The organism is Pedobacter sp. D749 (genome assembly GCF_019317285.1).
GTDB lineage: Bacteria > Bacteroidota > Bacteroidia > Sphingobacteriales > Sphingobacteriaceae > Pedobacter.
The window spans coordinates 2,483,214-2,494,662 of sequence record NZ_CP079218.1; the positions used below are offsets into that span (position 1 = coordinate 2,483,214).

At 37.1% G+C, this 11,449-nt stretch carries 11 protein-coding genes; 5 read left to right on the plus strand and 6 right to left on the minus strand.

What is annotated here, in order from left to right:
• Positions 1–30 precede the first annotated feature (30 nt).
• Positions 31–888: a PEDO-2 family subclass B3 metallo-beta-lactamase gene (blaB3PEDO, locus tag KYH19_RS09965; protein WP_219078580.1), complete on the plus strand. Its 858-nt coding sequence runs from the start codon at positions 31–33 to the stop codon at positions 886–888.
• Between the two features lie 286 nt (positions 889–1,174).
• Here the strand turns inward: blaB3PEDO and KYH19_RS09970 are convergent, their stop codons facing one another.
• On the minus strand, positions 1,175–1,525 hold the full coding sequence (locus KYH19_RS09970; RefSeq protein WP_029275228.1) for a GIY-YIG nuclease family protein: 351 nt from the start codon (positions 1,523–1,525) through the stop codon (positions 1,175–1,177).
• Positions 1,526–1,658: 133 nt separating this feature from the next.
• Between KYH19_RS09970 and KYH19_RS09975 the strand changes: the two genes are divergently transcribed.
• The 4 genes from KYH19_RS09975 to bioD all read left to right on the plus strand — a co-directional run bounded on the left by KYH19_RS09975 (position 1,659) and on the right by bioD (position 4,772).
• Positions 1,659–2,435 carry a LexA family transcriptional regulator gene (locus tag KYH19_RS09975; RefSeq protein WP_086546492.1) on the plus strand — a complete coding sequence of 259 codons (777 nt, stop codon included), beginning with the start codon at positions 1,659–1,661 and terminating at the stop codon, positions 2,433–2,435.
• An 80-nt stretch (positions 2,436–2,515) separates the two neighbouring features.
• Positions 2,516–2,968: a DUF4890 domain-containing protein gene (locus KYH19_RS09980; RefSeq protein ID WP_219078581.1), complete on the plus strand. Its 453-nt coding sequence runs from the start codon at positions 2,516–2,518 to the stop codon at positions 2,966–2,968.
• 73 nt (positions 2,969–3,041) lie between these two features.
• Positions 3,042–4,163: a pyridoxal phosphate-dependent aminotransferase family protein gene (locus tag KYH19_RS09985; protein ID WP_219078582.1), complete on the plus strand. Its 1,122-nt coding sequence runs from the start codon at positions 3,042–3,044 to the stop codon at positions 4,161–4,163.
• Complete coding sequence (bioD, locus tag KYH19_RS09990; RefSeq protein WP_219078583.1) at positions 4,164–4,772, plus strand: dethiobiotin synthase; 609 nt, start codon at positions 4,164–4,166, stop codon at positions 4,770–4,772.
• 227 nt (positions 4,773–4,999) lie between these two features.
• Here the strand turns inward: bioD and KYH19_RS09995 are convergent, their stop codons facing one another.
• From KYH19_RS09995 to KYH19_RS10015, 5 genes are all read right to left on the minus strand, one after another.
• The gene (locus tag KYH19_RS09995; RefSeq protein ID WP_219078584.1) at positions 5,000–5,695 is read right to left on the minus strand and encodes a GDSL-type esterase/lipase family protein; all 696 of its coding nucleotides are present in this window, start codon (positions 5,693–5,695) and stop codon (positions 5,000–5,002) included.
• A 26-nt stretch (positions 5,696–5,721) separates the two neighbouring features.
• Entirely contained in the window at positions 5,722–6,621 is a 900-nt protein-coding gene (locus KYH19_RS10000) for a glycerophosphodiester phosphodiesterase family protein (protein ID WP_219078585.1), read from the minus strand.
• 216 nt (positions 6,622–6,837) lie between these two features.
• Positions 6,838–8,247 carry a calcineurin-like phosphoesterase family protein gene (locus KYH19_RS10005; RefSeq protein WP_219078586.1) on the minus strand — a complete coding sequence of 470 codons (1,410 nt, stop codon included), beginning with the start codon at positions 8,245–8,247 and terminating at the stop codon, positions 6,838–6,840.
• 72 nt (positions 8,248–8,319) lie between these two features.
• Positions 8,320–9,855: a DUF5689 domain-containing protein gene (locus KYH19_RS10010; RefSeq protein WP_219078587.1), complete on the minus strand. Its 1,536-nt coding sequence runs from the start codon at positions 9,853–9,855 to the stop codon at positions 8,320–8,322.
• Positions 9,856–9,867: 12 nt separating this feature from the next.
• Entirely contained in the window at positions 9,868–11,448 is a 1,581-nt protein-coding gene (locus KYH19_RS10015; RefSeq protein ID WP_219078588.1) for a SusD/RagB family nutrient-binding outer membrane lipoprotein, read from the minus strand.
• Between the last annotated feature and the right edge of the window lies 1 nt (position 11,449).

Here is an 11,449-nt window from a genome sequence, read left to right on the forward strand (position 1 = left end):
AAAGAAAATAATTAAATTTCGAAATTGTATATGAAAAAAATATTTTTACTGCTTTTATTTTCTTGCAGCATGCTGTGTTATGCTCAAACAGTAACAGAGCCAGCTAATAATCCAAAAGAATGGTCTCAGGCTACAGAGCCATTTAGAATTGCAGGTAATCTATATTATGTTGGCACGTATGATTTAGCTTCTTATTTAATTGTAACAGAAAAAGGAAATATATTAATAAATACGGGTTTAGCTAATTCGCTTTCGATAATAAAAGAAAATATAAAAGCTTTGGGATTCGATTATAAATCAATCAAAATTTTGCTCTTAACCCAGGCCCATTTTGATCATTTGGGCGCTATGGCTGAAATTAAAAAAGAAACAGGCGCAAAACTATATGTAGATGAGAAAGACGCGGATGTTCTTGAAACCGGAGGAAAATCGGATTATGAGCTTGGGAAATATGGTGTAAGTTTCAAACCCGTAAAACCTGATTTCCTATTGAAGAATGACGATAAAATTAAATTAGGCAGTACTATTTTAACAATGCTTCATCATCCCGGGCATACTAAAGGATCGTGTAGTTTTATATTTGATACTAAAGATAAAAATTCTAGCTACAAAATTTTGATTGCCAATATGCCATCCATAATTGTTGACAGAAAATTCTCAGAAATAGCATCATATAAAGATATTCAAAAAGATTATACTGAAACTTTTAAAGCAATGAAAAAGCTTGATTTTGATCTTTGGGTTGCCTCTCACGCAAGTCAATTTGATCTCCATGAAAAACGTAAATCAGGAGATGCTTATAATCCGAAAGTTTTTATGGATAAAAGTGTTTTTTTTGAAAATCTTCGGGATTTGGAAAATGATTTCCTCGAAAAAATAAAAAATTAGACTTTTCCTAACTTGTTAAAGCGATTAAAATATCAATAATCGCTTTTTTATAGGCTGTGAGGAATCGTCATTCCCAACTTGATTGGGAACCACGGAGTGCTCATGAATACCTTTAAAACAAGGGAAACTTATGAATAATCGTAATGCAAGCGCTTTAAGATTCCCGCCTGCGCGAGAATAACGGCCGTAATAATAGATTCTGTCATGGTTTGCTTTTATTAATGTGCTGAAATGGTCTTGACTACGCTCAGACTGACATAACAAATAATTCTATTTTTAAACAGGCCTAAGATAAACTCGTAAATGATAGTTTAACCTGATTGCTTATATTCCGATGTAAAAGAATATTTTCGAAATCGAGGCCTATAGTTAAATCAATCCAATCTGGATTACAAGATCTTACCAAACGCTCTTTTTGCATGCGTGTAAACCGGCTAATTGATTTAAAACGCAGCAGAGCTTGTGCTTCTGTTTTAAACTCTTCAAAATAAACAAGGCGGGTTAATTGTTGTCCATTATCAAAAAACAAGTTTGGCATCTGTTTGTAGAAATCCAGTGTCTTCATTAAATCAGAGCTCATGCCCACGTGCATACTTGTACGATTTCTGTCGGTAACGATATAAACAAACTTTTTCATCATCTTATGTTTAAAACTTAAAACTAAACTATTTAGTATACCCTCTTGCAAATCAAAATAATATTACTAACTTTATGAGCATAAAATTACTAACTATTTTAGTAATTCCAAATTTATTTTAAAATTTATTTTTATGTCAAATATTTCAAATAATTTAAAGTACCTCAGGAAGAAAAAAGGCCATACACAGCAGAATTTCGCTGATATTATGGAAATCAAGAGGTCGCTCATCGGAGCTTACGAGGAAGACCGGGCGGAACCTAAATATGATTTGCTAAAAAAAATAGCCGAATACTTTGATCTTACCATCGATGAATTCATCAATGAAAAAATATCTGACAGCTGGAAACCGAAGCCAAAAAGCCAGGGATCTAACCTTAGGGTGCTAAGTATTTCTGTCGATCAGAACGATCGCGAAAATATCGAACTGGTTCCCGTTAAAGCGAGTGCTGGTTATTTGAATGGTTTTTCAGATCCTCAATATATCAGCGACCTGCCTAAATTTCAACTTCCATTGGCTGCATTAAGACAAGGTACCTTCAGGGCTTTTGAAATTATGGGCGATAGTATGTTGCCTGTTCAACCAGGAAGTGTAATTATTGGTGAGTATCTCGATAATTGGAATGAAGTAAAAACTGGCGAAACCTATATCGTAATTAGCAAAAATGAAGGCGTAGTATATAAAAGAGCGGGTAACCGTTTCAGAGAGAATAAAGATTTGAAATTGATATCAGATAATAAGGTGTACGATGCTTATACAATTGCTGCTGATGATATTCTGGAAATATGGAAAGCTAAAGCATATATCTCTACCTCCTTACCTGAACCTGCACCCGACCCAACAATGGAAACGCTTACCCAAATGATGGCACAAATGCAGAAATCAATCTCTCAGTTAAATAAAAATTAACATTTTTTTAACAAATGCCGATTAAACTGTTTGTGTTTTTATGTATCTATTGATTTAACAAACACATAAATAAACATAACATGAAAAAGGCAATTTTAACAATAGCAATTGCAGTAATGGGATTAACCACTGCATTTGCTCAAGACACAACGAAACGAGCAAGAAGGGCAATGCCTAAGATGACTGCCGAGCAAAGAGCAGAAAAGGTAACTTCCAGATTAGAGAAACAGCTCAGCCTAACCGCTGATCAAAAAACTAAAATCTACGCTATTGAGTTAGAAAACGCAAAGAAAATGGAAGCCTGGAGATCTGCCGATCACAGCGACATGAAAGGCAAAATGAAAGAACGCAAAGCTGCAATAGATGAACAAAAAGCTAAAGTTGATGCGGTTTTAACTTCAGATCAGAAAACTAAAATGGATGCTTTCCGTGCTGAGGCCAGAGAAAAAGGTGAGAAAATGAGAAAAGGAATGGGTGGTAGAGGTAAAAAAGACAAAGCACCTGTAGTTTCTAATCCTCCCGCACAAGGATAAATAGTACAATAGTAATTAATTATATTTTTGAAAGCGTTTCGATTATTCGGGACGCTTTTTTTACTTTTGACCAATGAGCAAAATTGAACAGTTTCTTAACGGTAAACTTCAGGAACGAAAAGACAATCTTTCGATCAGGAACTTATCGACCAACATCCCTCCTGTTGACTTTTGTTCTAACGACTACCTGGGTTTTGCCAGGTCTAAAGAATTAAAAAAAATAATCGACAATACCCTGGCAATACTGCCCAATTACCTGAATGGTGCTGGTGGTTCGAGACTGTTAAGTGGAAATACTAAATTTACTGAAGAAACCGAACAGTTTATTGCCGATTTTCATCTGGCTGAAAGTGGGTTAATCTTTAACTCTGGTTACGATGCCAATGTAGGATTATTATCAAGTATCCCGCAACGCGGCGACACCATTATTACTGACGAATTGATTCATGCGAGTATTATAGACGGCTGTAGATTAAGCCACGCTACACGTTATAAATTTATTCATAACGATACAAATGACCTTGAAAATAAACTGAAACTGGCGAAAGGAAATATATTTGTGGTGATAGAAAGCGTATATTCTATGGATGGGGATATTGCCCCCTTAATAGAAGTAGCAGATCTTTGCGAGCGTTATCAGGCCAATCTGATTGTAGACGAAGCTCATGCTACAGGCGTTTTTGGCGCAAACGGTCGGGGATTAATCAACCAGTTTAACTTAACAAATAAAGTATTTGCACGCATTGTAACTTTTGGAAAAGCCTTAGGCGTACACGGAGCCATTGTTTTAGGAAGTAAAAACTTACGCCACTACCTGATTAATTTTGCGAGATCGTTCATTTACACCACAGCTGCTCCCATTCATAATGTGGTTGCAGTTAAATCGGCATACCAACACCTAAATAAAACTGATCCTCAGTTGATTCATCAAAAAATTGCACTGTTCAGAAACACCTTAAAAGAACAAAACATCAATGCCCTTGATAGCGAAAGTACTATTCAGGGTATTTTATTTTCATCAAATGAAGCTACTAAACTAGCTGCTACAACGCTGCAGAGCAAAGGTTTCGATGTCCGGGCAATATTAAGCCCAACAGTGGCCTTAGGCAAAGAAAGGCTTAGAATCTGCCTGCATGCCTTTAATACCGATGAAGAAATTATTTCATTGGTTAATCATCTTAAAGAATTAAATTAAATGAATAAATATTTTGTCACAGGCATCGGAACAGGCATCGGAAAAACATTAGTAAGCGCTATTTTAACTGAAAAACTGAAAGCCGATTATTGGAAACCGATCCAATCGGGTGATTTAGATACGAGCGATAGCATAACAATAGATGGTTTAATTAGTAACCCACAAACCATCATCCACCCCGAAAGCTACAGATTAACACAACCATTATCACCGCATTTATCAGCGAGATTAGATGATGTTGACATCGATCTCGATAAAATCAATACTCCTTTAACTGATAATGACTTAATTATTGAAGGCGCTGGTGGTTTGATGGTACCCTTAAATGAAGGTGAGCTGATTATCGACCTGATTAAAAAACTGGAAGTAGAAGTGATATTGGTTTCGCAAAATTATTTAGGCAGCATTAATCATACACTTTTATCGGTCAATCTGCTTAAACAATATGAAATTACAATTAAAGGCATCATTTTTAATGGTGAGGAGAATACGGAAACCGAAAGATACATCCTCCAATATGCCAAAATAAAAAAGCTAGGTAGTATACCCAGCTTTAGTAATATTGATAAAGAAAAAGTGAAAGCAGCTGGCCAAAACCTTTTTATTTAACAAAGCCCATAAGCCAGTTATAGTTTGTTATTTTGGAAAGCAGTTGTCGTACTTCTTTTAAAGTTTCGTCCTGTTTTTTGCTTGTAGTCCCGATTTGAAGAAAATCGGAAGCTACCGCGTCAACCAGGTTTAGGACTGTAAGGTTTCTGCAAATATTAATGGTTAAATACAGAGCAATAAGTCCTAAGAAGTCAAGTTTTTGAAACTTGACTTCTTTCCAAATCATATTATCTCTCAGTTAAATAACCAGACCTTTTAAGAAAATCGGCCCAAACCTGGTATCCGGCAGGAATAAGATGTAAACCGTCTTTGGTAAGTTCTGCCCTTAAATGTTTGTCCTGATCGGTGAAATTTGGATACAAGTCAATAACTGTTACATTTTTAGCAGCAAATTTTCTGATCTCATCATTCAGCCACAAAATATGTTCCTCCTTACCATAGTGGTTTTTAAACTTTTCGAAAGCAGCATTCACAGGCAAAAGTGTATTGAAATAAATTTTTGTTTTCTTCGACCCCTTTCTGATTCTGGCGATCATTGTTTTATAATTCCTTAAGATCACACTATCTGGAATATTCCTGGAAATATCATTTATACCAATCAGGATAAACACTTTTGCAGGCTTGCCATCAATCACATCTTGCAAACGCTCCAAAACGCCAAAAGTAATATCACCAGAAATCCCTCTGTTTTTTGCTTGTGGAAGACCTAAAAGTTTAGCCCAATCTGTTCCTGCAGTTATGCTGTTACCTAAAAAAATAATATCCTTTTTTGATTTTGGATCGGCTTTAAACTTAGCCACCAGCTCAACATATTTCCCCGGACGGTAGGTACTGTCCCATTTAACCACCTGGGCAAAAGCTGCTGTGAAACTGAAGGTAAACACAACAGCAGTGATTAATAACTTATTTAAAAGTGCTTTCATGTCCTGTTTTTATAAAGTCGAAAATACTATTTTGCCTGAACTAAAATATCAGGATAATCAGAAATAATTCCATCTACATTTAGAGCTTTTAGTTTTTGAATATCGGCTAAGGTATTGGCTGTCCATGGAATGATTTTTACACCATCGGCATGTGCCTTTTTTATCAGTTCTTCGTTTACCATTTGCCAAACCGGACTTAAAATAAATGGTTTAAAACCCAAATCGGCAATATTCTCTTCGTATGTTTTTTTATTGGCAACCAAAAAAGAGGTTTTCATTTTTGGGTACTTTTCATGGATGATCTGAATTGTCCTTTTATCGAAAGACTGGATTACGACAAAGTCAGCGATTTTCTTCTTTAAAATTACATCCATCAAAAGTTTAACAAATTCATCTGGTTTAGGATTGGTAATCCCATCACCACTCTCGGTGCATTTAGTTTCAATGTTATAGAAAAACTGCTTGCGTTTGTTGACCTTAATATCATGCTGAACAGCATCAATCAGATCGGAAAGTAAAGGAAGATGTGTTTTTTCTTTCTTCTGTTGAGGAAACAGCTCATAATATTTGGTACCTAAATCGAACTGTTTAATGTCAGCGTAATTCATTCCAAAAATTGGATATTTCTTGGCATCTGTTACCGGAATATCTTTTCCATCTGGCGTAAGCATAAAAGCCGGACTCAGGTAATCATCATGCGTTACCACTACTTTACCGTCTTTAGAAATGTGGGTATCCATTTCTAAAGTGGTAATTCCTTCTATTTTCATGGCGTTTAACATAGCTGGAATGGTGTTTTCAGGCATAAGGCCTCTCCCACCACGATGTGCCTCTGCGCTGAATGCAGGAAACTTAACTTCTTGACCTTGAGATTTTACTGCTAATGATGCCAAAAGAATAATTACTGCTGTTTTTTTTAGTTTCATGTTTGGAATGGTTTTGCAATGATGTTAGATGATAACATCTGGTGTGATCAATTAGTGTAATAGTTTATCGATTTAACGATTGCGCAATTATAGCGTTATCAGTTGTGATCATCTTACGCTGTTAATTAAATCTATATTAATTTTTTACCAAGTGGATGTATGAAATATTGAATGGTCATCCTGAATCTGTCGAACAACCATCCTATAACACTTGGTTTACGCATTAATTTCTGCCTCAAATTTTTCTCCGAAGCGGTCGGTAGCAACAACCCTTACCTTTTTAACTGATGGTTCAAAATGCGCCATAAACAAATGATCAGTTGAGCAAGGCTCTACAAACGGCCTTGGATTTGGCAGCTTATCGCCTTTATATATCTTAACAGCTAAAGGATCATATCCATCCTGCTGCACCAATGCACCCATTGCTTTTCCATCCAGAAAATATTCTACTTTCCATTCAGGATCATAATTCCAAACATTGGCGATTAATCTTTTTTGATTGGTTAAGGTATCTACATAAATATCAAGCTGCTCTTTCCTATCCCTTCCGGTAGATTTGTAGTACCATTTTAAATTGGTTCCATCTACTTCGTAAACACCGTAGCCACGTGGTGTGCCATCCTCGCAGATCGGGCCTGTCCACCAGCCACCACAAACGGTACCATGGTTATGCTCGTAAATGCCGTTCTTGATTACATTTTTATTAAAATGCGTGTGACCGGACATGATATGCACGTTTTTAAAATCTTTTAGTACAGCATAAAAATCATCATTATTTTTAACTGAATTATGTACCGGAATATGGAGGCAAACGATCAATAACGCATCTTTAGGCACCAGTTGAAGATCCTTAGCCAACCATTCTAATTGCGTTGGGGTGATATAACCATCATAAGTTCTTTCTACCCCCAGGTAACGTACATCATCTAAAATCACATAGTGTGCCTTTCCCCTATTGAAAGAATAGTAAGTTGGCCCATAATGTGCCTGAAAGGTGCGATCGGAAGTATCATCGCCGCCCTGTCTGTAATCCTGATCATGATTTCCTAAAGCCTGAAAAAATGGGATTCCTATTTTAGCTATGGCTTCATCGTATGCAGGGAAAAGATCGAAATTATCCCAAACTAAATCACCTACGCCGATGCCATGAACTGGTGTTTTTCCCATACTCTTCACCACGTCTCTTGTATCTGGCACGGAAGTTTCCATCATCTGCGCCACATCTTTTTTATTCTTCACCTGAGGGTCTGCCCAAATGATAAAGTTGTGTTTATTATCGTTCTGTTTTAGCGGCTTAAGATCGAAGTTTAATTTACCAGCGGTATCTGGTTTGTAATAATGACGTGCGATGCTGCTTTCAGTTTTAAACTCATAACCCGAAGGTGTACTGATCCAAACAAAACGGGCCAGCTCATGAAGTTTAATTTCATAATTGCCATTTTTATCGGTTTGTATCACACTGTAACCATCAGAAATGACTACACCGGCCACGGCTTTGCCTTTACTGGTCACCATTCCGCTTACCAATCCATCAACCGAAAATAAAGATGATGGAAAGGATTTTAAGCTGATGAAAACTGTTGAAGTTAATAAGGTTGATTTTTGTATAAAAGATCTTCTGTTCATGATTTTGAATAATACGGCTTAAGTTTTGATAATATATAAGAAGGCCAATTTTACTGGCCTTCTTTTTGTTTCTTACTTATCAATTAAGGTTGTTACACCTCCTGTCTCAATTTCACTGAGCACTGAGGTATTGGTTAAGGTAACACTTATCATTGTTCTGACCGATTCCCACCCGCCTTTGGTAGCCTTGTAAACGCCTCCTAACCTGGCAAAACTTGTAGCTGCTGGAAAACCTGCGAAACGTTTTGAAACATCATTGGTACCTTTTCCATAATATTCCTGTGGAACTTTTCCTGCATAGGTAGCAAATTTGTCTGTGATCGTAATTCTTAATCCATATTCAGGCGGACCTGCAGTATAAAAACTACCGTTTGCGCCACCATAGAAAATTACATCCAATGGAGTAGAATTTGGTGTAACATTAATACCCTCAAATATTGCAATACCAGCAACGTTTCCGCTATTTGCTAACAGGTTACCTGTTACATTTCCTACACCATCTGCGCCTGGTACTGTAGTGTAATTCACGCTAGAAATCCATTTTGAAGCTGGTATAACTGTTGAGGCAGACCCATTGATGCGCTGACCAGCACCACCAACATAGAAAAATTCACCTTTTTTAACTGACCCTGAAGTAAGATTAAACTTGTAAGTTCTAAGTGCGCCTGTGTTCCATCCAAGCGTAGGAAAAGTAGTTGCCCCAGCATTGTTACTGGTATAAACTGAAAATGGTGTAAGCGCAAAATCAATATCTTTCGTTGCTAAAAACTGAACATATTCATAATTTCCATCGGTTGAATTCGGATCTACAAGAAATCCCGAAATAATTGCAGGAGAAAGCTTAGGCATCGGAACATAAAAAAAGTCTTCGGCAGTTCGCATCCGGTATTCGATCTTTTTTGAAGTTCCCGTGCCGGTTACGTATACTACTCCAGTAAAATTACCTGAAGGTTGAACAGCCGCATTCGCAAAAGTAGCATTGGCACTTGTACGTAATGTTGCAAGACCAAAACCATCATTTAGTATTTTATCTCCTGAATAGATTACATCACTCGCTGGCTCCGGGTCGTAAACTGCATTGTTAATCGCAACTAAAGTGCTTTCATAACGATCTGGATTGGCTAGAATAGCGCTCGTATTTGCCGCCTGTAATTTAATTTTTCTTCCTGATGCTATTTTGGTTATTGCAGAATTTGTTATACCAGTAATCTGTAAAATTCCATCAACCCTTTTTAATATTCCTCCATCCAGTTTGATATGCAACGAATCTCCTGGAATGTAATCAGAAGCTGCTGTTCCAATATTGAATGAAATTCCTCTTAGCGAATCTGCTGTGCCATTAATACGACTATTTTGTAAAGCAATTAATCCTGCTACAGAATTCCCGGATCTAAAATCAGAAACGACTACACCTCTTATACTTGTAGCACCTCCTATAACGTCAGGATTGAGCGAAAGATCTGATCCTTTATAGTATCTTCTTAAATCAAAGTTAGAAATGAAACCACTTTCTGAAAATTTATAGCGATAGTCGTTTTCCTTTTTGCAGCTTGTGTAAGTAATAACCACAGCTGCCAGCAAAAGAAAATATTTTAATTTATTTTTCATCATCAATAGTATTTAAGGTTTTTGCCACCACATCAATGTATTCACATCATCAGGTCCCTGTGCGGTTAATACATTTTTATAATTAGTTGGATTGGTTGATTGGGCAAGTATCGGATAGAATAAACGAACTGGCATTTTCCCTCCATTTAATAAGCTTGATCCTTTTGGAAGCAATGGGTGACCGACTCTTCTGTACTCGAACCATTGCTGAAAGTCTACTAAAAACAAGGCATAATATTTTTGCAAGTGAATTTGTTCCAACTTGCTATCTGAGCCTACTGTTTTATTGTCTAATGGCAAGGTATTATTCCAATTGAAGTCACCTCTTAAAGCATAAGCTCTCACTGATGCATCATTACCGTTAGCGTACAAAGCTGGCATCCAATAATTAATTCCATCAGCTATTCCTTTATAATAATAATCTTCACCAGTACCGTTAATCCAGCCTCGTGCAGCTGCTTCTGCTAAAATAAAATCAACTTCTGCAACATTCATCATCACACCTGTTGAAGCATCTGTTTGCAAACTTGTTGGATTTCCCGATTGAGCATCAGAGTAAAAATAAGCTTGTTTAGCTGGCGCTCCACTACCTATCGGATAAGCACTTGGTATACCAACATAGCCCGCAGGCCCTGCGGCTATACTCCACCTGTTTACCCCATTCTTGCCTAATGTTGGATCTATTCTTGGATCACCCCAGGTAGTCAGGTTATTGATAAAAAAGTCTACAATGGCAGATCCCCGAAAATCTGCCGGTCTAACATTAACCATAAATGGCGATGAATATACAGCAGTACTACTGTTTGAACCATTCCATAGAATTTTAGCCGTATGGGTATTATCAGTCATAATCGGGTATTTGGCTGGATTGGTATCAACGATTTCTTTAATTTTCGCTATCGCCTGTGCACTTGCTTCTGCCTTGCCTGAAATCCGAAGCAATAGCCTTAAATACAATGAATTTCCAAATCTTCGCCATTTACTAATATCTCCATTGTAAACCGGGTCGCTGCTGGCTTCAATTTTCTGACCTGCTGTTAAAAGGGTATTGGCTTCTTCCAGTTTATTCAATAATGAAGTGTAAATATCTTTTTGTTTGTCGAACGCTGGCTCTAATACACCAGCCCTACCTTGATTCGCTTCCGTGTAAGGTACATCTCCGTAGGTATCTGTTAGCAGCTGCATTGTCCACGCTTCGGCAATTCTGGAAATCGCCTGATAGGAAGTGTTAATTGCACCTGGCTTGCTGGCGATGGTATTGATATCCTTTATATTTGTCAATTCAGAATACCAGGAATTCCACATCGCATCAGACAGTTGCCTTCTGATATCATATCTGTAAATTCTACCCTCCAGTACCTCATCCAAAGTAGAAACTGTAACCTGCATGAGTTCATTGTTAATGGTTCGGTTACGGATTAAATTTGCCCCCAACACGTTTGTTAACGCAGGTGCCAGCAATTTATCTGCGGTAACCTCTGGTACACCTATCGGATCAGTATTAATTTTATCGAAATCTTTCTTGCAGGAGAAAAATGAAGTCCCCAACACCAGTAAGAAAGCATAACCTGTACTATATTTAATCTTTTTCATT

What these genes read in the sequence shown, in the direction of transcription:
- KYH19_RS10010 (WP_219078587.1), bottom strand. Translation starts at nt 9,855, where the DNA reads ATGAAAAATAAATTAAAATATTTTCTTTTGCTGGCAGCTGTGGTTATT.
- KYH19_RS10005 (WP_219078586.1), bottom strand. Translation starts at nt 8,247, where the DNA reads ATGAACAGAAGATCTTTTATACAAAAATCAACCTTATTAACTTCAACA.
- blaB3PEDO (WP_219078580.1), top strand. Translation starts at nt 31, where the DNA reads ATGAAAAAAATATTTTTACTGCTTTTATTTTCTTGCAGCATGCTGTGT.
- KYH19_RS09980 (WP_219078581.1), top strand. Translation starts at nt 2,516, where the DNA reads ATGAAAAAGGCAATTTTAACAATAGCAATTGCAGTAATGGGATTAACC.
- KYH19_RS09985 (WP_219078582.1), top strand. Translation starts at nt 3,042, where the DNA reads ATGAGCAAAATTGAACAGTTTCTTAACGGTAAACTTCAGGAACGAAAA.
- KYH19_RS09970 (WP_029275228.1), bottom strand. Translation starts at nt 1,525, where the DNA reads ATGAAAAAGTTTGTTTATATCGTTACCGACAGAAATCGTACAAGTATG.
- KYH19_RS09995 (WP_219078584.1), bottom strand. Translation starts at nt 5,695, where the DNA reads ATGAAAGCACTTTTAAATAAGTTATTAATCACTGCTGTTGTGTTTACC.
- KYH19_RS09975 (WP_086546492.1), top strand. Translation starts at nt 1,659, where the DNA reads ATGTCAAATATTTCAAATAATTTAAAGTACCTCAGGAAGAAAAAAGGC.
- KYH19_RS10015 (WP_219078588.1), bottom strand. Translation starts at nt 11,448, where the DNA reads ATGAAAAAGATTAAATATAGTACAGGTTATGCTTTCTTACTGGTGTTG.
- bioD (WP_219078583.1), top strand. Translation starts at nt 4,164, where the DNA reads ATGAATAAATATTTTGTCACAGGCATCGGAACAGGCATCGGAAAAACA.
- KYH19_RS10000 (WP_219078585.1), bottom strand. Translation starts at nt 6,621, where the DNA reads ATGAAACTAAAAAAAACAGCAGTAATTATTCTTTTGGCATCATTAGCA.